At 59.3% G+C, this 25134-nt stretch carries 19 protein-coding genes; 6 read left to right on the forward strand and 13 right to left on the reverse strand.

Going from position 1 to position 25134, the window contains the following annotated elements:
* Positions 1-5: 5 nt before the first annotated feature.
* From POF45_RS01340 to POF45_RS01350, 3 genes are all read right to left on the reverse strand, one after another.
* Positions 6-878, reverse strand: coding sequence for a phosphatidylinositol-specific phospholipase C domain-containing protein (locus POF45_RS01340; RefSeq protein ID WP_259494236.1), 873 nt, complete (start codon positions 876-878; stop codon positions 6-8).
* A 184-nt stretch (positions 879-1062) separates the two neighbouring features.
* Entirely contained in the window at positions 1063-2382 is a 1320-nt protein-coding gene (locus tag POF45_RS01345; RefSeq protein ID WP_259494235.1) for a glycosyltransferase, read from the reverse strand.
* Between the two features lie 87 nt (positions 2383-2469).
* Positions 2470-2829, reverse strand: a complete 360-nt coding sequence (locus POF45_RS01350) for a response regulator (protein ID WP_259494234.1) — start codon at positions 2827-2829, stop codon at positions 2470-2472.
* Positions 2830-3081: 252 nt separating this feature from the next.
* Here POF45_RS01350 and POF45_RS01355 point away from each other — a divergent pair, with 252 nt between their 5' ends.
* The 5 genes from POF45_RS01355 to POF45_RS01375 all read left to right on the forward strand — a co-directional run bounded on the left by POF45_RS01355 (position 3082) and on the right by POF45_RS01375 (position 9626).
* A complete protein-coding gene (locus POF45_RS01355) occupies positions 3082-6573 on the forward strand; it encodes a response regulator (protein ID WP_282314841.1) in 3492 nt (1163 codons plus the stop codon).
* A complete protein-coding gene (locus POF45_RS01360; protein WP_259494232.1) occupies positions 6573-7406 on the forward strand; it encodes a CheR family methyltransferase in 834 nt (277 codons plus the stop codon). Before POF45_RS01355 ends, POF45_RS01360 begins: the two co-directional genes overlap by 1 nt.
* Positions 7403-7996, forward strand: a complete 594-nt coding sequence (locus POF45_RS01365; protein WP_259494231.1) for a chemotaxis protein CheB — start codon at positions 7403-7405, stop codon at positions 7994-7996. Before POF45_RS01360 ends, POF45_RS01365 begins: the two co-directional genes overlap by 4 nt.
* Complete coding sequence (locus POF45_RS01370) at positions 7990-9171, forward strand: hybrid sensor histidine kinase/response regulator (RefSeq protein ID WP_259494229.1); 1182 nt, start codon at positions 7990-7992, stop codon at positions 9169-9171. Before POF45_RS01365 ends, POF45_RS01370 begins: the two co-directional genes overlap by 7 nt.
* A gap of 77 nt (positions 9172-9248) precedes the next feature.
* Positions 9249-9626 (forward strand): response regulator, encoded by a 378-nt coding sequence (locus tag POF45_RS01375; RefSeq protein ID WP_034146554.1) that lies wholly within the window; start codon positions 9249-9251, stop codon positions 9624-9626.
* Between the two features lie 276 nt (positions 9627-9902).
* Here the strand turns inward: POF45_RS01375 and POF45_RS01380 are convergent, their stop codons facing one another.
* From POF45_RS01380 to POF45_RS01425, 10 genes are all read right to left on the reverse strand, one after another.
* A complete protein-coding gene (locus POF45_RS01380) occupies positions 9903-11498 on the reverse strand; it encodes an ATP-binding protein (RefSeq protein WP_431978599.1) in 1596 nt (531 codons plus the stop codon).
* A 71-nt stretch (positions 11499-11569) separates the two neighbouring features.
* Positions 11570-13072: an ATPase domain-containing protein gene (locus POF45_RS01385; protein ID WP_259494226.1), complete on the reverse strand. Its 1503-nt coding sequence runs from the start codon at positions 13070-13072 to the stop codon at positions 11570-11572.
* Between the two features lie 209 nt (positions 13073-13281).
* Positions 13282-14337 carry a tetratricopeptide repeat protein gene (locus POF45_RS01390; RefSeq protein ID WP_282314842.1) on the reverse strand — a complete coding sequence of 352 codons (1056 nt, stop codon included), beginning with the start codon at positions 14335-14337 and terminating at the stop codon, positions 13282-13284.
* Between the two features lie 77 nt (positions 14338-14414).
* Entirely contained in the window at positions 14415-15311 is an 897-nt protein-coding gene (locus POF45_RS01395) for a bestrophin family protein (protein WP_259494224.1), read from the reverse strand.
* A 269-nt stretch (positions 15312-15580) separates the two neighbouring features.
* A complete protein-coding gene (locus tag POF45_RS01400; protein WP_259494223.1) occupies positions 15581-17002 on the reverse strand; it encodes an efflux transporter outer membrane subunit in 1422 nt (473 codons plus the stop codon).
* Positions 16999-20178 (reverse strand): efflux RND transporter permease subunit, encoded by a 3180-nt coding sequence (locus tag POF45_RS01405; protein ID WP_282314843.1) that lies wholly within the window; start codon positions 20176-20178, stop codon positions 16999-17001. Before POF45_RS01405 ends, POF45_RS01400 begins: the two co-directional genes overlap by 4 nt.
* A gap of 16 nt (positions 20179-20194) precedes the next feature.
* Entirely contained in the window at positions 20195-21448 is a 1254-nt protein-coding gene (gene mexE, locus POF45_RS01410) for a multidrug efflux RND transporter periplasmic adaptor subunit MexE (RefSeq protein WP_259494221.1), read from the reverse strand.
* Between the two features lie 235 nt (positions 21449-21683).
* Positions 21684-22298, reverse strand: coding sequence for a Fic/DOC family protein (locus POF45_RS01415; RefSeq protein ID WP_282314844.1), 615 nt, complete (start codon positions 22296-22298; stop codon positions 21684-21686).
* Entirely contained in the window at positions 22295-22465 is a 171-nt protein-coding gene (locus tag POF45_RS01420) for a YhfG family protein (protein WP_259494219.1), read from the reverse strand. The genes POF45_RS01415 and POF45_RS01420 overlap by 4 nt, the downstream gene beginning before the upstream one ends.
* A 59-nt stretch (positions 22466-22524) precedes the next feature.
* Positions 22525-23460, reverse strand: coding sequence for a LysR family transcriptional regulator (locus POF45_RS01425; RefSeq protein ID WP_259494218.1), 936 nt, complete (start codon positions 23458-23460; stop codon positions 22525-22527).
* Between the two features lie 268 nt (positions 23461-23728).
* Between POF45_RS01425 and POF45_RS01430 the strand changes: the two genes are divergently transcribed.
* Positions 23729-24751 (forward strand): zinc-dependent alcohol dehydrogenase family protein, encoded by a 1023-nt coding sequence (locus POF45_RS01430; RefSeq protein ID WP_282314845.1) that lies wholly within the window; start codon positions 23729-23731, stop codon positions 24749-24751.
* Positions 24752-25134: the final 383 nt, after the last annotated feature.

The raw sequence follows: 25134 nt of genomic DNA on the forward strand, positions 1-25134 counted from the left end.
AGAGCTCAGCGCGCCGCGTCGCCGTAGACCGCTTTCATGCTGTTGGCCACCCAGCAATAGCTGACGATCGCTGACTCGTCGAAGAAGTCGGTACTGATGATGCTGCAGCGAGTAATCCAGTCACGCGAGTAATGAAACCATTCGTTGATGTGTTGTTTGATATCGACGGGCCCGCCGAGAAACGAATAGCTGGTGGCGGTCAATGACCATAAGGGCGTAGCGATGCGTGGAGTGTCCAGGGTCTGGATGATATGCCGGCGCAAATCTTCGATATCGGTCACGCGGTTGCCACTCCAGCGGTGGAATATTTGGCTCTGGAAATACGCCATGTCCAACTCCACCGAGCCGCTGGCGGCCATGAGGATTCGCTTCTTGTTGCTGGCGGCTTTGAGTTCGCCGATGGTTTTGTCATCGTCCCACGGCGATATGACCCGTTCCCCCAGGCGCCGTACCAGCAGTTCGTTGAATTGAGCGAAATCGAAATGCTGTTCGCCATCGCGCAACTGATGAAAGTCGAGAAGGATGAACTCGTCCGGATTACGATCAAGAAAGCTGTTCACTGCGTCAATCAGCTCGTCCAGCACCCGATGGGACTGGAAGCCGTTGTGATGGAAGTAATACGTGCCCCTGGGAGAGCCCGGGTGGAAACCCAGGCGCAGATCGAAGGCGCGGGCGCCTTGCTCCAGTTGCCAGGCAAATGAATCGTTCTGGCAAGTGGTCCAGTTACCGAGGATGACTTCGTAATTCGGGGCTTTTTTATCCATCCCGCTGTTATGCGTGCCGGGCCAGATAAGGCTGTTGAGTTTTAATGAATCGATGTCGGTGACTTTGCTCATCCAGCAGCGTTTGTCGACATTGGAAGTCGGGGGTGATGACATGGTTACAGGCTCCTGCCGTTGGCTCGGCTCCCATCCGTGGGAGCGAGGCGTTGCTCATTTCATGGAGGCCCGCAAGGTTGCGGGCGATGGCTCATGACTCAAGCCTATAAGCTGGGCGGAGTTTTTCAAGCGATCGAAACATTTTTATAAACATAGCGTTGGGCCATGATTTTTAGGTGAAATATCACCCCCGAGTATCCGAAGTGGATGACTCGCCATGGCGATTTTTCGCTTCAATCCATTGGGCCATGTACTGCGTACTTTTATGCGCATGATGGCGCAGCATGGCGCCGGTGAAGTTGTCGCGACGGCGTTGCGTCAGGTTGCGGCGGCAGGCTTGCAGGCATTCGATCAACGCAGGGCCATGTTCCGAGCGGCGATATCGGGCAGCGAGCAACTGGTCGCCCTGCTGTTGCGCCTGGGTCCAGAGTGTCTGGTCCTGATACAACGCGACGGCCGCGGCCGCCAGCGCTTCGGCGGACTCGCCGATCACGCCAGGCCATGGCTCGCCGGCATGCATGCCTTCGGCGCCGATAGGTGTCGTAACCGTGGGGGTACCGCAGAGCATGGCATCAACGATCTTGCCTTTGATGCCAGCGCCAAACCGCAGGGGCGCCAGGCAGATGCGGGCGGCGGACATGACTTGCAAGGCATCTTCAGCCCAGTTCATGACGTGGAAGCCTTGGGCCGGATTGTGCAACGCGGTGGCTTTAGGCGGGGTGTATGCGCCATATAGATGCAACTGAGCACCCGGCAGTTGCTGGCGGATCAACGGCCACAACGCGTTTTTCATCCAGAGCACGGCGTCCCAGTTTGGCGCGTGGCGAAAGTTGCCGATGCTGAGAAAGTGCGCACGATTTTCGAACGGTGTGTGACCTGTCGCCGGGATATCCGGCATCAACGGGCACCAATGCAGCAGCTCTCGGGGTAATTTGAACTGCTGCACCAGCAATTCGATCTCAACGGGTGAAATCATCAGGTTCAGATCGCAGCGATACAGCGCGGCAATTTCGCGCTTGGCCAGATCGGTGCCGGCCATCAACTCGAACTCCTCGCGTAAAGCCGGGGCAAACAGATCACTGAAGTCGTTGTCATCGGCACTGGTTTTCAGGCGATCCTTGAGACGTTGATGGCGGGCGTGCCGCAGGCTTTGCAGGTCGGACGTTTCCAGCACACGCAATGCGTCGGGACAGTGCTTCTCCACACGCCAGCCGAATTGCTCTTCCATCATGAACTGATCGAACAGCACGATATCCGGGGCCAGTTGGCTGATGAAGGTGTCGAAGCTGCTGTTGTTCAGTTCGATCGGGCATTCGTGGATGCCCAGCGCGGCCAGGTCGGCCTTGTGCTCGCCGACGCCCGCCGGGCTGCTGAAGGTGATGTCCCAGCCTTGCTGCAAGAACCTTTCAAGAATTTGCATCACATGCCCGCTGGCCGCTGAGGAGCGGGGTTCGGGCCAGACGTAACCAATGACCAGGACTTTGGTTGCGTGGGGCAGACTCATATCTAGGTGATCCTTGAGGCGGGCGGGGCTGCGAAAATGGCGCGCAATTAAACCACAGCCGTTTCAGGACATCTGGAAAACCCGGCGTCAGCCAAGAATCCCGCGAACCTTGTCGCGTAACTGATCAATGGAGAACGGCTTGCCAATCACATGCATGCCGCTGGGCACATCAATGCTCTCGGCATAACCGCTGGCAAACAGGATTGGCAATTCCGGGCGCAGCATCCGCGCCTGGGTGGCCAGTTCGCGGCCGTCCATGACCGGCAAGCCGACATCAGTCATCATCAGGTCGATGTACTGGTCTTCATCATTGAGAAACTCCAGTGCCTTTTCGCTGCCATCCGCTTCCAGCACCTTGAACTCCAGTTCCTCCAGTACATCGACGATCAGCATGCGCACGATGTCATCGTCTTCGACGACGAGGATGATGGAGGCGTTGGCGGACATAATAAGGGCTCTCAAAAGTGGGATTCGCGGTGGTCGGTCGATCAAAATCGCCGGGTTCATGCTTGAGTAAATGCCGGACCCCGACAAGTTCCCCAGCGACTACAAAAAACAATAGCCGCCAAGGATAACGCGTGCCCTTGTCCCGGGGCAGATAAATGCAGGAAATTGCGTCGCGACATGTCAGAAAGTTGGATCAAACCGGCGGTTTTGGGGCAAACTCCGTGGTTTTCAACAGTTGAACAAGGCTTCGCCATGACCTCCGCGTCCTCGGTTGATGAACAACGATTCCGCAAACTCCTGAGCCGTAACGTCAGCCTGCCACTGGGTGTGGGGGCCATCAGCGCAGTTTTTTTCGTGTGCCTGATCACTTATTTGTTGTCGGTCATCGAGTGGGTCGAACACACCGACCGGGTGATCAATAACGCCAATGAAGCGGTGAAACTGACCGTCGATCTGGAAACCGGCATGCGCGGTTTCCTGCTCAGCGGCGATGAGCATTTTCTGGACCCGTATGAAACGGCGAAGCCCAGAATCGCGGTTGCCCTCAATACGCTGCTTGAACTGACCGCCGACAACCCGGTGCAGACTGACCGTCTGCGCAGGCTTCAGGCGTTGCAGGTGGAATGGGCCACCTACGCGCAATCGATGATCGATTTGCAGCGCTCCAGCGGCGATTACCGAGGCGCGGTCAAGGCCGGGCGCGGGAAGCGCTTGACGGATGAAATCCGCAGCCAGTTCCAGGACGTGGTCGACATGGAGCAGCAGTTGCGCGTCACGCGCAGCGAAGACGTGCGCCGTACCACGATCTGGAGCATTACCCTGTACCTGCTGTTCGTCGCCGGTCTCAGCGGTTTGCTGGCCTACGTCGGTCGTCGCGACCTGCTCAACCTGTCGCAGAGCTACGGCGCCAATCTCGCCGCACAACAGGCCAGTGCCCTGCGTCTGGAGCAGCAAGCCTGGCTGCGCAGTGGCCAGACCGAACTGGCCGAGCAGGTGCTGGGGCAACTGACCCTGAATCTGCTGGGCCGCAACATTTTGCAGTTCTGTGCGCAGTACATGGGCACCGCCGTAGCAGCCATCTATGTGCGTGAAGATCATGGTGGCCTCAAGCGCGTGGCGTCTTACGGCATGTCCCAAGAACAGGAACAGCAGGATCAATCGATCTACAGCGGCGAAGGCATTGCCGGTCAGGCGGTGCAGCAGGGCCGGTTGATTCGCCTGGACGACGTGCCCGCCGACTACTTCAAAGTCAGCTCCGGTCTTGGCGAAGGCTTGCCCCACAGCGTATTGGTGGTGCCGACCAGCGATGATGACCGGATCAACGGCGTGATCGAACTGGGTTTCCTGCGTCCACTGTCCGAGCGCGATATCGAACTGCTGGAACTGATCGCCGGCAACATCGGCACGTCCATCGAAGCCGCACGTTATCGTCAGCGTTTACAGGAAGTGCTGGCCGAAACCCAGCAGCTCAACGAAGAACTGCAAGTTCAGCAGGAAGAACTCAAGACTGCCAACGAAGAGCTCGAAGAGCAGTCGCGGATTCTCAAAGAGTCTCAGGCACACCTGGAAACCCAACAAGTGGAGCTGGAGCAGACCAACGAGCAATTGGCCGAACAGGCGCAGATCCTCGAAGACCAGCGCGACGCCATGGACCTGAAGAACACCGAGCTCAATCAGGTTCAGGTGCAGCTCGAAGAGCGTGCCGAAGAGCTGCAGCGCTCCAGCAAGTACAAATCCGAATTCCTCGCCAACATGTCCCACGAACTGCGCACGCCGCTGAACAGCTCGCTGATTCTGGCCAAGTTGCTGGCGGAGAACCCGCAGGAAAATCTCAGTGCCGAACAGGTCAAGTTCGCCGAGTCGATCTACTCGGCCGGTAATGATTTGCTCAACCTGATCAACGACATTCTCGACATTTCCAAAGTAGAAGCCGGCAAGCTGGAGATGCGCCCGGAGAACACCAGCGTCGCCCGTCTGGTAGACGGGCTGCGCGGCATGTTCGAGCCGATGGCCACTGACAAGCACCTTGAGTTCCACGTCGAATTGCAGCCTGGCGCGCCAATGATGCTGTTTACCGACCGCCAGCGCCTGGAGCAAGTGATCAAGAACCTGCTGTCCAACGCGGTGAAGTTCACCGAAAAAGGCACGGTCAGCCTGACAGTGGCTGCGCAGCCGGATGAAGGCATTGCCTTTATCGTGCGTGACTCCGGGATCGGTATCGCTGCGGATCAGCAGGAAAGCATTTTCGAGGCCTTCCGCCAGGCTGATGGCACCACCAACCGGCGTTATGGCGGCACGGGCCTGGGGCTGTCGATCTCCCGCGATCTGGCCCACTTGCTCGGCGGATCCATCAGCGTCACCAGCGAGCCGGGGCAGGGCAGCGCATTTACCCTGGTGCTGCCGCAGCAATACGTCGAACCGGGTGAGGAGCCTGTCGCGCCGATGCAGGTAGCGCCGGTAGCGCTGACGCCACGACCGGTTCCGGTGGCGCTGGTGCCGTTGATTGCCGAAGTTGATATTCCGCGTTTTGAAGACGACCGGGCCAAGGCGCCGTTCGCCACCCGTTGCATTCTGGTGGTGGAAGACGAGCCGAACTTTGCGCACATCCTCTATGACCTGGCCCACGAACTGGGCTACCAATGCCTGGTGGCCCATGGCGCGGACGAAGGCTATAACCTGGCGACCGAGTTCATCCCTGACGCCATCTTGCTGGACATGCGCCTGCCGGATCACTCCGGGCTGACAGTGTTGCAGCGCCTGAAAGAACACGCCGCCACCCGTCACATCCCGGTTCACGTGATTTCGGTCGAAGACCGTGTCGAAGCGGCGATGCACATGGGCGCCATCGGTTATGCGGTCAAACCGACCACCCGTGAAGAGCTCAAGGACGTGTTCGCCCGTCTCGAAGCCAAGCTGACCCAGAAGGTCAAGCGCGTGTTGCTGGTCGAAGACGACGATTTGCAGCGCGACAGCATCGCTCGCCTGATCGGCGACGAAGACATCGAAATCACCGCCGTGGGCTTCGCTCAGGAAGCGTTGGACCTGCTGCGCACAACGATTTTCGACTGCATGATCATCGACCTGAAGTTGCCGGACATGCTCGGCAATGACCTGCTCAAGCGCATGTCCACCGAAGACATCTGCTCGTTCCCGCCCGTGATCGTCTACACCGGGCGCAACCTGACCCGCGACGAAGAAGCGGAGCTGCGCAAGTATTCGCGCTCGATCATCATCAAGGGTGCGCGCTCACCGGAGCGGCTGCTGGATGAGGTCACACTCTTTCTGCACAAAGTCGAATCTCAGTTGTCCCATGAACGGCAGAAGATGCTCAAGACCGCGCGCAGCCGCGACAAGGTCTTCGAGGGCCGCAAGGTGCTGCTGGTGGACGACGATGTACGTAACATTTTCGCCCTCACCAGTGCCCTGGAACAGAAGGGGGCTGTTGTGGTGATTGGCCGCAACGGTCGTGAAGCAATCGAGCGACTCAATGAAGTCGAGGACATCGACCTGGTGCTGATGGACGTGATGATGCCGGAGATGGACGGGTTCGAGGCCACCACCTTGATCCGCCAGGATCCGCGCTGGCGCAAGCTGCCGATCATCGCGGTCACGGCCAAGGCCATGAAGGACGATCAGGAGCGCTGCCTGGCAGCCGGTTCCAACGACTATCTGGCCAAGCCGATTGACCTGGATCGCCTGTTCTCGCTGATTCGTGTGTGGTTACCGAAGATGGAACGCATTTAGTGGAACGCAATCATTCAGTGGAGCGAAATAGCGAAATCGAACTGCGCTTGTTGATCGAGGCGATTTACCTCAAGTACAGCTACGATTTTCGCGATTACTCCGGCGCGTCGATCAAGCGACGGGTCAGTCATGCGTTGAGCCAGTTCGAGTGCGCGACGATCTCGGCCCTGCAGGAAAAAGTCCTGCACGACCCGACTGCGTTCATGCAGTTGCTGCAATTGCTGACCATCCCGGTCAGCGAGATGTTTCGTGATCCGTCGCACTTCCTGGCGATTCGCAAGGAAGTGGTGCCGCTGCTCAAGACCTACCCGTCGATCAAGATCTGGATCGCCGGTTGCAGCACCGGTGAAGAGGTGTATTCGATGGCCATCCTGTTGCGTGAGGAAGGCCTGCTGGATCGCACCATCATCTATGCCACCGACATCAATCCGCGTTCGCTGGACAAGGCCAAGCAGGGCATTTTTTCCATGGAAAATGTCCGGGCCTACACGGCTAATTATCAGCAGGCCGGAGGTCAGCATTCATTCGCCGATTACTATACGGCGGCCTACGGTTATGCGATTTTCGACAAGAGCCTGTGCGAGAACGTGACGTTCGCCGATCACAGCCTGGCGACCGACAGCGTCTTTTCAGAAACCCAATTGATTTCGTGCCGTAATGTATTGATTTATTTCAATAAAAAATTGCAGGATCGGGCATTCGGGCTGTTTCACGAATCCCTTTGCCATCGCGGTTTCCTGGTGTTGGGCAGCAAGGAAACCCCGGATTTTTCCGCATTCGGCAGTCAGTTCGTGCCGCTGGTCAAACAAGAGCGGATCTACCGTAAATCATGAGTACAGCCATGGATCTGCCTCGTGTCGAGGCCATTGTGATCGGTGCCTCGGCGGGCGGCGTAGAGGCGTTGCTGAACATGCTCAGCCCGCTGCGTGAAGGTTTTGCGCTGCCGATCATCGTGGTGCTGCATTTGCCGGACGAGCGTCGCAGTCATCTGGCCGAGGTGTTTGCCCGGCGAGTGGCAATGCCGGTGACAGAGGCGGGCGACAAGATCGTTGTCGAGCCTGGCACCCTGTACTTTGCCGCACCCGGCTATCACCTGTCGGTGGAACAGGACCGCAGCTTTTCGCTGAGCCTGGAAGATCGCCTGCATCACTCGCGACCCGCTATCGATTACCTGTTTGAATCAGCCGCCGATGCCTATGGCCCGACGCTGGCGGCGGTCTTGCTGACCGGTGCCAACCGCGACGGTGCGCGTGGCCTGGCCCAGGTCAAACAGCGTGGCGGCATGACAGTGGTACAGGACCCGGATGAAGCCCAGGTCGCAACCATGCCCAAGGCGGCGCTGGACTTGCACCAGCCTGACCATATTCTCTCTATTCACGGCATCGGCCGTCTGCTTGTCGAGCTGGAACGAAACGCATGCTAAGTCATATTCAAGCCAAACTGCTGATCGTCGACGATCTGCCGGAGAACCTGCTGGCCCTCGAAGCGCTGATCAAGCGTGAAGACCGCACGGTGTACAAGGCGCTGTCGGCGGATGAAGCGCTGTCGCTGCTGCTGCAACACGAGTTCGCCATGGCCATTCTCGACGTGCAGATGCCCGGCATGAACGGCTTCGAACTGGCCGAACTGATGCGCGGCATGGAGAGAACCAAGAACATCCCGATCGTCTTCGTCAGTGCCGCCGGCCGTGAGCTGAACTACGCTTTCAAGGGCTACGAAAGCGGTGCCGTCGACTTTCTGCACAAGCCGCTGGACATCCATGCGGTCAAGAGCAAGGTCAACGTGTTCGTTGAGCTGTACCGCCAAAGCAAGGCCATGAAGCAGCAGGTCGAAGCGCTGGAGCAGAGCCGCCGCGAGCAGGAAGCGCTGCTCAAGCAATTGCAGAGCACCCAGTCGGAACTGGAGCAGGCGGTACGCATGCGCGATGACTTCATGTCCATTGTGGCCCACGAAGTACGTACGCCACTCAACGGGCTGATCCTCGAAACCCAATTGCGCAAGATGCACCTGGCCCGGGACAACGCCGCAGCGTTCACGCTGGACAAGATGCACGCCATGGTCGACCGCGACGAGCGGCAGATCAAAAGCCTGATCCGCCTGATCGAAGACATGCTCGACGTCTCGCGTATCCGCACCGGCAAGTTATCGATCCGGCCGAACCGCTTCGATCTGGTGAAGCTGGTGGACAACCTGCTGCAAAACTTTGCGCCACAAGTCGCCGCCGCCGAGTCATCGGTGACGTTCACCGCCGACGCGCCGGTGGAGGGCAACTGGGACGAGTTCCGAATCGAGCAGGTGATCTCCAATCTGCTGACCAACGCCCTGCGTTACGGTGGCAAGAGCCCGATCGACGTGCGCGTTTACAGCCAGGATGGTCAGGCGCGGGTCGAGGTTCAGGATCGCGGGATTGGCATCAGCGAAGAGAACCAGAAGCGTATTTTCCAGCAGTTCGAACGGGTTTCGGCCAAGACAGTCGTCGCCGGTCTGGGCCTGGGGTTATTTATTTCTGAACAAATCGTTGCCGCCCATGGCGGATCCATCGCCGTCGAGAGCAAAATCAACGAAGGCGCCTTATTTCGCGTTTGTCTGCCGCTGTAGGAAAACAGCCGGATGGACGCAACCTCTGAGTGACCGCACGGTCGTATCAGCAGCTAATGACCGAACAAAGGCTTCCCATGAGTGAAGATGCACAAGACGTAGTACTCATCGTCGAGGATGACCCCTCGATTCTGATGGTGTTGTCCGCCTATCTGTCAGGTGAGGGATATCGGGTGCTGCAGGCCGAAAACGGCGAGCAGGCCTTTGAAATCCTGGCGAGCAAACCGCACCTGGACATGATGATCACCGACTTCCGCCTGCCTGGCGGCATCTCCGGTGTGCAGATTGCCGAGCCCGCGGTAAAGCTGCGACCGGAACTCAAGGTGATTTTCATCAGCGGCTACCCGCAGGAAATCCGCGAGACCGACAGCCCGATCACGCGCAAGGCACCGATACTGGGCAAACCGTTCGATCTGGATGTGTTGCAGGAGATCATGCAGGACATGCTTTCATAAGCGCCCCTCAGCCGTTCGGAGATACTGCTCCTGTGGCGAGGGCGCTTGCTCGCGCTCGGCTGCGCAGCAGTCGTGATACCTGCAAGTGGGGCCTGTCAGGCACACCCGGCTAGAGGTTTTTGGGGCCGCTTCGCGACCCAGCGGGAGCAAGCTCCCTCGCCACGAGACGGTGGCGGCTTTCAGATTTGATCAAGCTGGCCAGTGGCAGCTTTCAGATTTGATCAAGCTGGCCAGTGCCGGCTTTCAAATTTGATCACACTGGGCATTGGTAGTTTTTCAGATTTTGATCATCTCCCGCACTTTGGCGGTCAGCAGGTCGAACGTAAACGGCTTGGTGATCATCTGCATGCCGGGGTCGAGAAAGCCACCGCGCACCGCCGCGTGTTCGGCATAGCCGGTAATGAACAGCACCTTCAGGTCCGGGCGGTACTGGCGGCCGATTTCCGCCAGTTGCCGGCCGTTCATGCCGGGCAGGCCGACGTCGCTGATCAGCAGGTCGATACGCTGCGCCGAATCCAGAATCGGCACCGCGCTGTCAGCGTCACCCGCCTCGACAAACGCGTAACCCAACTCGCTCAACACCGCGCTGACCAATACCCGAACCGCCGGATCGTCCTCGACGATCAAAACGGTTTCGCCATCCTGAGCATAAGGCGCCTGCTGGGTATCTTGCGGTGAGTCCTGCGCCACATCACCGCTATAACGGGGTAGATAAAGAGTCACCGTCGTGCCTGTGCCCACTTCGCTTTGAATGGTCACATGACCACCGGACTGCTTGCTGAAGCCGTAAATCATCGACAACCCCAGCCCGGTGCCCTGGCCGATGGGTTTGGTCGTGAAGAATGGATCAAAGGCCCGGTTTATGGTGCTTTGTGGCATGCCACAACCACTGTCTGTGACACTCAGCACCACATAATCTCCCGGTTGGAGGTTGCCGTGGGCTTCGGTGAACGTCTCATCCATATGCTGATTGAAGGTCTTGACCGCTAACTGGCCGCCGTTGGGCATGGCGTCCCGGGCGTTAAGGACGAGGTTGAGCAAGGCGTTTTCCAGCTGATTGGGGTCCGCCTCGGCGATCCACAACGGCTCCCCCAGCTGCATGTCCAGCTTGATGCTTTCGTTAAGGCTGCGCAAAAGCAGCTCGCCCATGGACACCACCAGGGTATTCATCGCCACGGGTTTGGAGTCCAGTGACTGGCGACGGGAAAACGCCAGCAAGCGATGGGTCAGACCGGCGGCGCGGTTGGCCGAGGTCACGCCCAGGTCGATCAGGCTGTCCAGATCCTCCGTGCGACCACGGGCCAGCCGGCGACGCAACAATTCGAGGCTGCCGATAATGCCGGTCAGCATGTTGTTGAAGTCGTGGGCGATGCCGCCAGTCAGTTGGCCGACGGCTTCCATTTTTTGCGACTGGCGCAGGACTTCCTCGTTATGCCGCAGTTGCGCGGTGCGTTCCTCGACCTGTTGTTCGAGGGTTTCGAGGGTGTTTTGCAGGCGCAGTTCGCTCTGGCTCAAGTCGATCAGCCGGTCCCTGGCTTCATATTGTCGTCGTCGCCCGCGCAATGCGGTGCTGACCAGGCTGATCAGGGTGACCGGATGAAAAGGCCGTTCCAGAAACGTCACGTTGCCCAGTTGTGGGCTGAAGCGCGACGCCGGGTTCTGTTCCGGACCACCGTGGTGAGTCATCAGGACGATGGGAATATCAGACCAGGCCGGCTGCTGTTCGATCAGGCCAAACAACGGTTCAAGATCGGTGCCGAGCAACGCCTCGGAAGAAATCAGCAGCAAGCCGGCACCGTGCTCAAGTTCGTTGCACAACGCCGGCAAGTTCCGAGTGACAATGCCCTCGTAACCCGCTTCGTTGAGCATCATCAGCGCAATCTGGCTGTCGCGACCCAGCGGCGCGAGAATTATCGCGCGCTCGGAAATCGCTGTGACCGCGTTCACTGGTCATCTTCCTTGAGCAGCGGGTTACTCGCGCCCAGGTAAGTGGGCACGCCACGCAGCACACCCTGGAAGGCATCCAGCGGTTCACCGATGGTCATGCCGTGGCCGCTGATGCGGTACTCGCGAATGGTCGATTCATGGCTGCCGGTGCGTTTCTTGATGATCGAGATTGCCCGGCGCACTTTGCCCAGGGCTTCGAAGTAGCGCAGCAGAATGACCGTGTCGGCCAGGTAAGTGATGTCCACCGGCGCCTGCATGTCGCCGACCAGTCCGTGCTGGGCGACGGTCATGAAAGTCGCAGCGCCCTGGCGGTTGAGGTACAGCAACAGCTCGTGCATGTGCAGCACCAACGCATTTTCTTCCGGCATCGCCGCTTGATAGCCGTTGATGCTGTCGATGACCACGGTCTTGATGTTGCGCTCATCGACGCAGCGGCGAACCCGGTGGGAAAACTCGCCGGGAGACAGTTCGGCCGCGTCCACCTGTTCGATCAGCAGGTTGCCGGTGTCTTGCAGGGCCTTGAGGTCGATGCCCATGTTTTTCATGCGCTCGAACAGCAGTCCCAACTCTTCATCGAAAATGAACAGCGCGGCTTTTTCGCCACGGATCACGGCGGCAGCGGCAAAGATCATCGAGATCAGCGATTTGCCCGTACCGGCCGGGCCGAGAATCAGCGTGCTGGAACCGGTCTCGATACCGCCGCCGAGCAGTGCGTCCATTTCCCGAATGCCGCTGGTCAATTGTTGACGGACATACTTGCCCCGGTGTTCGGCAGCCACCAGCCGCGGGAAGACGTGGACGCCGTCGCCCATGATGGTGAAATCGTGATAACCGCCGCGGTATTTCTGGCCACGGTATTTCACTACGCGAATCCGCCGCCGCTCTGCGCCGTAGTTGGGCGTCAGCTCTTCAAGGCGAATCACGCCGTGGGCCACACTGTGTACGGTTTTATCGAGGGATTCGGTGGTCAGGTCATCCAGCAGCACTACAGTGGCGTCATAGCGCACGAAGTAGTGTTTGATCGCCAGGATCTGCCGGCGATAGCGCAACGAGCTTTGCGCCAGCAGGCGGATTTCCGAGAGGCTGTCGAGGACTACTCGCGTCGGCTTGGTCCGTTCCACCACTTCAAAAATCTGCTTGGTGGCTTCGCCCAGTTCCAGGTCGGATGAGTACAGCAAACTTTGCTGATGTTCGGCGTTGAGCAGGCTTTCCGGCGGGGTCAACTCGAAGATATGGATGTTCTCATCCAGCTCCCAGCCGTGGGACAACGCGCCTTGACGCAGCTCGCGCTCGGTTTCCGACAGGGTGATGTACAACGAGCGCTCCCCGGCACGGGCACCGGCGAGCAGAAAATGCAAGGCAACGGTGGTTTTGCCGGTTCCGGGTTCACCCTCCAGCAAAAACACATGGCCGCGAGACAATCCACCGGCCAGGATGTCATCCAGACCTTCGATGCCTGTGGCGGCTTTTGCACTGAACAACTCGTTAGATGTAGACAAAAAATGCCCTCTCATGAACAGGGGAAGTGCGGCAGCAGGCGTCAAGCGCCTGAATGAACTGCCTGTTTCACTTGACCGTTGGCCGAGACGGGGGTTCCGAGGTTTTGCTGTTGTACAGGTTTTTTGTACAAGATTTTTGAGAATGGCAATTTTCTGTCAGGCGAGTGCAGTTCCCACGGGTTTTGCGTCTTGCTGCAGATTGCGGTGGTTTAAAGACCCTGCTGCAACGCCGGATCATCCGGGTTCATCTGTTCCAGCTGCGCCAGCAGGACCTGCACATTCTGCAATTGCCCGCTTTCCTTCCAGTAACTGATCAGCAGCACTCGCGCCTTGCGGTCGGCGGGGTGGCGCTCGACGATCTCCTGCAACTGTTTCTGCGCCGCTTCCAGTTCTTGCTGGCCGTGCAGGGTGGTGGCCAGGTCGAAGCGATAGTTTTTGTTATCCGGCTCCAGCTCCACAGCTTTCGACAGACCGAGCAGTGCATATTCGCTCTGCCCGTGATTGAGCAACCACAGCCCCAACGCATGTTGCAGATACGCCGAATCGGGTTGGGCTTGCAGCTGTCTGGCCAACAACTGCCGGGCGGCGTCGCTTTGACCCTGTTTGTCCAGCACTTCGATTTGCATCACCAGCGCCGGCAGGTTGCCGGGCTCCAGTTGCAGAGTCTGCTCCAGCGCCTGTTGCGCCGCTTTCAGTTCGGCATTGTGCAGATGCAGGCGCGCCAGTTGGTATTGGGTCTCGGCACTTTGGGGTGCTGCCCGCAGGACCAGCTCCCAGCCATCGATGGCTTGCTGCAACGGCCCGAAATACAGGCCCAGATCATCCGGTGACAGGCCCAGCAGTGCATTGATCGCGGCAAAGCGTACAGACTGTTCACTGTCATCGAGCATCGGCCCCAACAGCAAACTGCGCTGACCGCTTGGTACGAGTCCGACGATGCTTTTGATCGCCGCTTCGCGCACGTCTGCCGAGGCGTCGTGCAGGTCCACATCGGCAAACTTCAAGGCCTGGGGGCTGGGGTAGTTGGGCAGTTCGGCCAAGAGCCAGATGCGCCGTTTGGCGGTCAGGTCAGGGCGGGCCAACTGTTGATAAAGCACCCGCGCCGCGCCTGGCTGGCCGGCGCGTGCCTTGGACAGTGCCGGGCTATAACCATGCAGGATCGCTTCCGGAATTTTCGGCGTGGTGCTGCGCAGGAAAAACCAGGCGAGGGCGATGGCAAACACCACACAGAGGCTGACAAGCAGGTAGCGGCGGGACTGAGGCATGCAGGGTTCCGGAAGCTGGCAGGCTTTGGCAAAGCCATCAGCTTCGGTCAGGTGGCGCGTCGAGTCAAACCCCGCTCTCAGTTCAGCACGTAGTCGTCTGGCTCAAGGGCTGGCGGCAGCACGGTTTGCCCCAGCGCGGCCAGCACTTCGCGCTCCACGGTGCGCAAAATTGCATTGCAGGGCAGATCGTTCTCGTCGAAGCCGAACGGGTCTTCGAGGTCGTCGCCGATTTCGTCCAGGCCGAAAAAGGTGTAGCTGACGATGGCGGTGAACACCGGAGTCAGCCAGCCCAGCGGCTCGGCCATGGCGAACGGCAACAGAATGCAGAACAGGTAAATGGTGCGGTGCAGCAGCAAGGTGTAAGGGAAGGGCAGTGGCGTGCTTTTGATCCGCTCGCAACTGGCCTGGACCTGGCTCAGGCTCACCAGTCGGGATTCCAGCTGGGTGTAGCGCCATTCGCTGATCTGGCCGTTTTTCGCCAGCTGTGAGCAACGGGCGCCGATGCGTTGCAACAGCGCGTCGGTGATGTTCGGATGAGCGCTGTCGACCGGCTCGGCCCAGACGCTGATCGCGGCCACTTCGTCTTCATGGCGCAGGCGAGCGATCAGGCCATGGGCAAAACCGCAGAGCTCGCGCAACAGGCGTTCACGTTCGGCAGCGCTCATCAGGTCCTGGGTCTGGCGCAGCAACGAACGCACCTCGATGATCAACTGCCCGAGCTGTTTACGGCCTTCCCACCAGCGGTCGTAGCAGGCGTTGTTGCGAAAGCTCATGAAAATCGACAACGACAATCCCAGCAAGGTGAAGGGCGTGGCGTTGACCTTGGAGAAATAGGCCGGGTGCCAGGTTTCGACCAGCACAATCACCGACGCGAGCAGCGTGACCAGCAGGCTGCGCAAGGCAATACGCTTGGCAATCGAGCCCTTGAGGGAAAACAGAATGCCGATCAGGTTCGGCTTGGGACGCACAATCATGGACGGGGGCTTTTTCGAGGGACGCTTTCGCAGCGTATTGAAGCCTAGGAGTTTGCGCGGGGTCTGTCCAATTGCTATGGCTGACGGGGTGATCGATCTGATTGATCACTCATCCGCAAATCACTGTCTACCCTGTGGGAGCGAGCCTGCTCCCACAGGGGGGTATGGGGTGTGGCTGAATCCCGGGCAAAAAAAAGCCCCGCGACCGAATGAGACGCGGGGCAAAGAATTGGTTGGTTGCGGCCAACCAAAGGAGCTCTTTGATACCGTTACTTGCTGGCGACCGTGTCCGGTGCCCAGCCGCCGCCCAGGGCTTTGTAGATGGCGACGATGCCGCGATACAGATCGACTTCGGCCTGGGCCTGGGAGTCTTCGGCGGCCAGACGTTCACGCTGGGCATCCAGCAGGACGAGGAAGTCGGCGGTGCCTTCGCGGTAGCGAATTTCCGCCAGGTCGGCGGCGGCGCGACTTGATTCGCTCTGACGGATCAGCGAGATCAGGCGTTGCTGGCGTTTGCCGTAGTCACTGAAGGCGTTTTCCGATTCTTCCAGTGCCAGCAGCACTTGCTGCTCGTAGGTCGCCAGGGCGCCCTCGGCATCAGCGTTGGCGCCGCGTAAACGGGCACGCACGCTGCCCAGGTCAAACGCGGCCCAGGTGATGCTTGGGCCCAGCGCCCAGGCGTTGGCCGCCGAGGAGCCGATCTGCGAACCACGCCCGGCAGTAAAGCCGAGGAAGCCGCTGAGGCTGACCCGAGGGAACAGGTCGGCCTTGGCCACGCCAATCCGCGCCGTGGCCGAGGCCAGTTTGCGTTCGGCACTGAGAATGTCCGGGCGACGTTGCAGCAGCTCACCGGGATTACCGATCGGCAAGGCCTTGGCAATCGCTGGCAGGTCTTTGGGGCTCAGGTCCACGGTCAATTTGTCCGGCCGTTCACCCAGTAAGGTGGCGATGCGGTTTTTCTGCCGAACCTGTTCCGCCTGCAGTTGCGGCACGCTGGCTTCTACTGCCGCCAGACGCGCATCGGCGCGGACCACGTCCAGCTGATCACCGACGCCCGCATCACGCAGGGTGACGGTGATCTGGCTCGACTCCTGCTGATTCTTCAGGTTGGCCAGGGCGATCTTTTCCCGTAGCTGTGCGCCGCGCAGTTGACCGTAGGCGTCCACCAGTTCGGCAATCATGCTGACTTGCAACTGGTACAGATCGGCCTCGGCAGCTTGCTGCTCGGCGTTGGCCGATTCCAGGTTGCGCTGGATACGGCCAAACAGGTCGATCTCCCAGGCCATGTCCAGGCCCAGGTCATAGCGCTCGCTATTGACCCGCTGGCTGGTCGTCCCGGGAATCTGCCCCTTGGCCAGGTCGCTGCTGGCGCGGCTGGTGATGGTTGGCATCTGGTCCGTGGCGACGTCATCACGAATTGCCCGCGCCGCTTTCCAGCGAGCGAACGCCACGCGCAGATCGCGGTTGCCTTGCAGCGATTGCGTCACCAACTGGTTCAGGGTCGGATCGTCGAACTGTTGCCACCAGATGCCTTCAAAGCGCGAGCGGTCGAAGTTCTTCTGGCCGGCGGCGCCGTCGGTGGCCGTCGTGATGTTGGCCGCCTCCGTCGCCGGGGTCTTGTAGTCCGGGCCGACAGCACAGGCGCTCAGGGCCAGCACCAGCAGGCTCGGCAGGAAGGCTTTCAGGCTCATTGTTGCGCCTCCAGTTTCAGGGCCTTGGCCGCTTTGCGCGCTTCACCGCGCTCCACAAAATTACGAATCAGTACGTAGAACACTGGCGTCAGCAACAGACCGAAGAAGGTCACGCCGAGCATCCCGGAGAACACCGCCACGCCCATGGCATGACGCATCTCGGCACCGGCGCCACTGGAGAACACCAGAGGCACCACACCCATGATGAACGCGAAGGAGGTCATCAGGATCGGCCGCAGACGCAGACGGCAGGCTTCGAGCACCGCAGCCAGCGGGTTCATGCCTTCCTGCTGTTTATCCTTGGCAAACTCGACGATCAGAATCGCGTTCTTGCAGGCAAGCCCCACCAGTACGATCAAGCCGATCTGGGTGAAGATGTTGTTGTCACCGCCGGAGGCAATCACGCCGGTGATGGCCGACAGCAAGGTCATGGGTACGATCAGGATCACCGCCAATGGCAGGCTCCAGCTTTCGTACTGCGCCGCGAGTACCAGGAACGCCAGCAGCACGCAGAGCGGGAACACGAACAGCGCGGTGTTGCCGGACAGAATCTGCTGGTAGGTCAGGTCGGTCCACTCGTAAGTCATGCCGTTCGGAAGTTCTTCCTTGAGCAGTTTCTCGATCGCTTGTTCGGCCTGGCCCGAGCTGTAGCCGGGGGCTGCCGCACCGTTGATTTCAGCGGTGATGAAGCCGTTGTAGTGCATCACGCGGTCCGGACCCGAGGTGTCGCTGACCTTGATGAAGGTCGCCAGCGGGATCATCTCGCCCTTGTTGTTACGCACTTTGAGCTGACCGATCTGGTCGGATTCGAGGCGGAACTGTTGCTCGGCCTGAACGTTGACCTGATAGGTGCGACCGAAGCGGTTGAAGTCGTTGGCATACAGCGAACCCAGGTAAATCTGCAGGGTGTCGAAGATGTCGCTGACAGCCACGCCATGGGTCTTGGCTTTCTCGCGGTCGATGGCGGCATCAACCTGCGGCACGTTCACGGTGTAGCTGGTGAACAGGCCCGCCAGTTCCGGCACGCTGTGGCTCTTGTTGATGATGTTCATGGTTTCTTTGTACAGCTCGTCGTAGCCCAGGTTGCCCCGGTCCTCGATTTGCAGGCGGAAACCACCGATGGTGCCCAGGCCTTGTACCGGCGGCGGCGGGAAGATCGCCATATAGGCTTCTTGAATCCCGGAGAACTTGCCGTTCAACGCACCGGCAATTGCACCGGCAGACATGCTCGGGTCTTTGCGCTCATCGAACGGTTTCAAGGTCACGAACACGATGCCGGCGTTCGGGCTGTTGGTGAACCCGTTGATCGACAGACCCGGGAACGCCACCGCACTTTCCACGCCTGGCTGTTTCAGCGCCAGGTCGGACATGCGTTTGATCACGTCTTCGGTGCGGTCAAGACTTGCGGCGTCCGGCAGTTGCGCGAAGGCCACCAGGTATTGCTTGTCCTGTCCGGGTACGAAACCGGTCGGGGTGTGGGCAAAACCGAAGAACGTCAGCACCATCAAGCCTGCGTACAGCAGCAGGGCAATGCCGCTGCTGCGGATGACCCGGCCCACGGTGCCGACATAACCATGGCTGGCACGTTCGAAGAAGCGGTTGAACGGACGGAACAGCCAGCCGCCGAAGATCTTGTCCAGCACGCGGGAGAAGCGGTCTTTGGGCGCATCGTGGCCCTTGAGCAACACCGCCGCGAGGGCAGGGGACAAGGTCAGCGAGTTGAAGGCCGAGATCACCGTGGAAATCGCGATGGTCAGCGCGAACTGCTTGTAGAACTGACCGGTCAGGCCCGAGATGAACGCGGCCGGGATAAACACTGCACACAGCACCAACGCCGTGGCGATGATCGGACCGGTCACTTCACGCATGGCACGCTTGGTCGCGTCCACCGGGTTGAGGCCCAGTTCGATGTTTCGCTCGACGTTCTCCACCACCACGATGGCGTCGTCCACCACGATCCCGATGGCCAATACCAGACCGAACAGGGACAGGGCGTTCAGCGAGAAGCCGAACAGGTGCATCACCGCAAACGTACCGATCAGCGACACCGGCACCGCCACCAACGGAATGATCGAGGCGCGCCAGGTTTGCAGGAACAGGATCACTACCAGTACCACCAGGATCAGCGCCTCGAACAGGGTGTGAACCACTGCCTCGATGGAACCACGCACGAAGATCGTCGGGTCATAGACAATGCTGAAGTCCATGCCTTCGGGGAAGCTCTTCTTCAGCTCGGCCATCTTGTCGCGCACTTCGTTGGAGATCTGGATCGCGTTGGAGCCAGGGCGCTGGAAGATCGGGATCGCCACCGCCGGCTGGTTGTTCAGCAACGAACGCAGGGCGTACTGGCTGGAACCCAGCTCGACGCGAGCGATGTCTTTGAGGCGAGTGATTTCACCATTATCGCCTGCGCGAATGATGATGTTCTCGAACTCTTCTTCAGAGACCAGACGGCCCTGAGTATTGACCGACAGCTGGAAGCTGGTGGCATTCGGCGCAGGTGGCGCGCCCAGTGCACCGGCAGCGACCTGACGGTTCTGTTCGCGAATGGCGTTGACCACATCGGTCGCTGTCAGGTTGCGCGAAGCGGTTTTGTTCGGATCGAGCCATACCCGCAGTGAGTAGTCGCCCATGCCGAACAGTTGCACGTCACCGACACCGCCCAGACGCGCCAGCTCATCCTTGATGTTGAGCAAGGCGTAGTTGGACAGGTAGAGCATGTCGTAGCGTTTGTCCGGCGAGGTCAGGTGGACCACCATGGTCAAGTCCGGGGAGGCCTTGTCCACGGTGATACCGATGCGCGTCACTTCTTCTGGAAGTTTCGGCTCGGTGCGGGTCACACGGTTCTGCACCTGCACCTGCGCGTTGTCCAGGTCTGTGCCCAGGGCGAAGGTGATGGTCAGGGTGATCTTGCCGTCAGCGGTGGACTGCGAGGACATGTACAGCATGTTCTCGACGCCAGTGATGGCCTGCTCCAGCGGAGCGGCCACGGTTTCACCGATCACTTTGGGGTTGGCACCCGGGAAGTTGGCGCGGACCACTACGGTCGGTGGCACCACTTCCGGGTATTCGCTGATCGGCAGCTGGAACAGCGAGATGGCGCCGGCGATCAGGATCAACAGCGAAAGCACCGCTGCGAAGATCGGCCGTGAGATGAAGAATTGGGAAAAATTCATCGGAGTTTGTCGTCCCTTAACCGCGTGGAGTCGCAGCAGCCAGTTTCACAGCCGTACCCGGCGCGACCTTGGCAGGTGCGACTTGGGGCAGGTTGCTGGCTTCCAGCGCTTGTCGTTGTTGAGCTAAAGCTGCCAGGGTTTCCTTGGTTGCCATCGGGATCACTTCAGGGGTGACCGGCGAACCTGGGCGAACCCGTTGCAAGCCCTTGACGATGACGGTGTCATCCTTGTTCAGGCCGCTGCGCACGATGCGCAAACCTTCGATTTTCGGGCCCAGTTCGACGGCGCGGTAAACCGTTTTATTGTCGGCATCCATCACCAGCACGAACTTCTTGCCCAGGTCGGTCCCGACCGCTTCGTCGTTGATCAACACGGCGGAGTAGGTGCCGCTGCCCACCAGTTTCAGGCGAGCGTAAAGGCCCGGGGTGTAGGTGCCGTCACTGTTGTCGAACACGGCGCGACCGCGAATGGTGCCGGTCTTCGGGTTGACCTGGTTGTCGACGAAGTTCATCTGGCCCAGGTGCGGGTTGCCGTCTTCGTTTGACAGGCCCATGTACACCGGCGTGGTAGCGCCGCGTTTGCCCTGGCGGGCGAGTGCGGTGTACTTGAGGAACACGCGCTCGTCAGCGTCGAAATAGGCGTAGACCTTGTCCGTGGAAACGACGCTGGTCAGGTTGGTGGTGTCGGCGGTCACCAGGTTGCCAGCGGTGATTTCCGCACGGCTGACACGGCCGCTGATTGGCGAAGTCACGCGGGTGAAACTCAGGTTCAGCTTGGCCAGGTCCAGCTGCGCTTGCAGGGCACCAACAGCGGCGCGAGCCTCTTGGGAGGCGCTGGTGCGCGAGTCGGCCAGTTCGGCGGAGATGGCATTGCTGGTGCGCAGACGCTCGCCACGCTGGGCTTCGTTCTCGCTGCGGGTGGCGTTGGCGCGCGATTGTGCGACCAGGGCTTCGAGGCGGCGGACCTCGGCCTGGAAGGGGCGCGGGTCGATCTGGAACAGCAGGTCGCCTTTCTTGATCAGTGCGCCTTCAGTGAACGCGACCTCATCAATCTGGCCGGAAACCCGCGGACGAATCTCGACCGTTTCCGGCGCTTCGAGGCGCCCGGTGAATTCGTCCCACTCGTTGACCGGTTGTTCCAGCACCTTGGCCACACTGACTTTGGCAGCGGGCATGGCAGCGGCGGTCTCCGGCGTCTTGCCGCAGGCGCTCATCACCAGCACGGCCAACACGGCCAACGGGAAGCGCAAATGTTTGAGTGACTGTTCCATGGATGCATCCGCCAATGTATTGAGATGGGCGGATGATGCTCGGCGGGGTGATATCGCACGAATCGAATGAGGCGAAGGTAACTATCATTCGGAATGATATAAGCGTGAAGCGAGCCCTCTAGCGTGCACCTTTCGTTAGGGTGCTATCAATCTGCCTGATGACAATTGTGTGTTGCGGGGGATGCAACGATCAGCTTGGGAAGAGATAGCAGCATTGTCGCCGGCATCGATTTGCTTAAAATACCGCCTCTTCATGGGTTGTTGTCCCGATACATTGATCAAAAATATGAGTGAGCGGTGCATCATCACCGTGGTAGGAGTAAATGCAGGCGTTGGTCCACTCTTGAGCTTCAGCCAGGCTCCAGTCGATTGTGTAACCCGTGTTGAAGATGAGCCATTCGAAAAGAATGCGTTGGGTCCGCCCGTTGCCTTCTCTGAAGGGATGCGCAACGTTGAGCGTGCCGTAGGATTCGGCAATAGAGGAAACGAGTACGTCACGGGAATAGCCTTCAAACCAGCCCGCCTTGGCAATCCGTGCAAACTCCTGCCCGATTTGCGCCTCGATGAACTCCGGGTTGCAGAGCCGCGTACTGCGTTTGCTGATTGCCACTGTCCGGATCTCTCCAGCCCATCCATAAATTTTGGCAAACAAGGTGCGATGGATCTGTTTCAGAGTGGCCGCCGAGTAGGGGGGCTCGATGAACTCCAGTCGGGTCGCGGCGACCTCGTTGAGATAACGCTCGGCTTCGTCGAGATCTTGCGCGTTACGCAAGTTGAGCAGATTTATAAGGACGTCTGTACCCGGATAACAATCCGGAGCCTGGTCTGTGCCATATTTGTCGCGACTCAAGCTTTGATGTGCCGGACTGCGTGGAGCGCCGCTTCTCGCGTAGGCAGCTTGATCTCACCTTCACTGGGAGACGGCTCGAAGCCCTCCAGACGCAAGCTGGCTGCGAAGTTGGCTTTGCGGAACTTGGCGAACCGAGCTTTCTTGACTTGCAAACTCAGCTTTTCCATCTTTGGTACTTCCTGATATCAGTGACTGGTTATTATAGCTGATTGGGGCAGCGGTACTTTTACCTCTGGTCCCCCGGTTGTTCAAGACTGTCCGGATCCCCAAAGAACATCTGGATCCGCGACCGCAACCAGCGTTCGCCCGGATCATTATCCTGCGAGCCACGCCACGCCATGTGCAGCTCGAAGCTGCGCATCGGCAACGGTGGATCTTCGGCCCGTACGCCGCCGGCAGCGGTCAGGGCCTCGGCGGTGTAATCGGGCACGGTGGCGACAATATCGGTGCCGCTGATCAGTGTGCTCAGGCCGTTGAACTGTGGCACGGCGAGTACTACGTGACGTTTGCGCCCGAGTTTCTCCAGCTCTTCATCTATGAAGCCGCTCAGGTCGCCGGCAAACGACACCAAGGCATGCGGCCGTGCGCAGAAGTCATCCAGGCTCAATGGCCCCGGCACCGTGTCGGCACGCAACAGCTTGGGCAAGCTGCGGCGCAGGACCTTGCGCTTGGCGTTGGCCGGCAGGTCGATGGTGTAGCTGACGCCGATGGAAATCTCGCCGGACGCCAGCAAGCCCGGCATCAGGATGTAGTTGACGCGACGCACCACCAGCACGATGCCTGGCGATTCTGCGCGCAGGCGTTTGAGCAGCATTGGCAGCAAGGCGAATTCAACGTCGTCGGACAAACCGATGCGAAACACGGCGGTACTGGTGGCCGGATCAAATTCAGCAGCACGGCTGACGGCGGTGGAAATCGAATCCAGTGCCGGGGAGAGCAGGGCGAAGATTTCCACTGCCCGGGCAGACGGCTCCATGCTGCGGCCGGTACGCACGAACAATGGGTCATCGAACAGGCCGCGCAGGCGCGAGAGCGCCGCACTGATGGCCGGTTGACCGAGGAACAGTTTTTCCGCGGCGCGGGTCACGCTGCGCTCATGCATCAATGTTTCGAATACGATCAACAGGTTCAGGTCGACACGACGCAGGTCATTACGATTCATCTGGAGTCCTGGCAGAGTCTAGGCTTGACGTGGGCGACCATATGAGAACAATGGCCGGCATGAATCTTACGGGCAAAGGCTGGTACTCTGCACCGTGTAATTTATTTTTTCCTGAAAGGGCCGCTACGGTTTTTCATCACGTTCAAGGATGTCGCCGGTGCTGCGGAATCAATGACAGGCATGTCGACTATTAATAGCCACTGATAGTCTTGGGTAGAAAGCCCAGATAGAGTTCATGGCATTAGAGGTTACTTTGACGAGGTTTGCGATGTCCCGCACGATCCGTTTTCACAAGTTTGGTCCAGCCGAGGTGCTCAAATGCGAAGAGCATGCGGCCGCTCTGCCTGCACCCGGTGAAGTGCAGGTGCGCGTCGAAGCAATCGGCATCAGCTGGTACGACATTCTCTGGCGTCAGAACCTGGCGTCATCCCATGCCCGCCTGCCTTCAGGCCTGGGCCATGAGATGGCCGGCATCGTGACCGCGGTCGGCGAGGGCGTCGACGACCTGGCAGTCGGTGACAAGGTCGCCAGCTTCCCGGCTGAAAGCCCCAACGACTATCCGGTCTATGGCGAGCAGATCGTTCTGCCGCGCACCGCGCTGACCCGTTATCCCGACGTGCTCAGCCCGATCCAAGCCAGTGTGCATTACACGCCGCTGTTGATCGCCTACTTTGCGTACGTTGATCTGGCGCGGGTCAAGCCGGGGCAATTCGCCTTGGTGACTGACGCCAGTCACTGTGCCGGGCCGTCCTTCGTGCAACTGGGCAAAGCCCTTGGTGTGCGAGTGATTGCCGCAACCAAAACTGCTGAAGAGCGGGAAAACCTGCTGTCCCTGGGTGCCGAGAAAGTCATCGTCACCGAAGAGCAGGATCTGCTGATGCAGATCAACAAGATCACCGACAACCGTGGCGTCGACGTAGTGTTCGATGGCCTTGGCGGGCCGCAGATGTCGCTGCTTGGCGACGTCCTGGCGCCGCGTGGCAGCTTGGTGCTGTACGGTTTGCAGGGCGGCAACCAGACACCGTTCCCGGCCTGTGCGGCGTTCCAGAAGAACATTCAGTTTTTCGTGCACTGCATCGGCAATTTCACCGGCAAGCCGGAACTGGGCATCATCCAGGACCAGGTTGCCCTGCAGCGTGCCTTGCGTGACATCAACCAGCTGACCGCCGACCGCGTACTGCTGCCGCTCAAGACTCGGGTTTTTCCGTTTGTCGAGTTTGTCGAAGCTCATCGCTACATGGACGAGTGCCCATGCCGCGAACGCGTCGCTCTACAAGTCGAGCCCGTGTAACTCCCCCTCTGCAAGAGTCCGTGCTTCACGGACTCTTGTGCTTTGCGCCTGTATTACTCGCTCCCATTTGAGACTCTCCACCGGCACCCGGATGGAACGGTTCAGCAACTGAACTGGTTTTTGCTCTCGATCTGTATCTTCTAATCATCATATAAGCACTGATAATTGAATGATTACTTTCATCTCAAGGAATGAGCCATGGCTGGGCGTTCAATCGATAAATTCCCATGTGCACCCCCGACGTACGACATGCAAGTGTCACCTCGTCTAGTTGACAGATGTTTATCAGTGTCTTCTTTCTTTATTTCTTGTACTCGTTGTCTGTGGGACGTTGTCGGAAGTTTCCTAGGAAGCCTGACATATTCAGAGGGGCCTTGCTCCGC

The organism is Pseudomonas fungipugnans (genome assembly GCF_029955235.1).
Classification (GTDB): domain Bacteria; phylum Pseudomonadota; class Gammaproteobacteria; order Pseudomonadales; family Pseudomonadaceae; genus Aquipseudomonas; species Aquipseudomonas fungipugnans.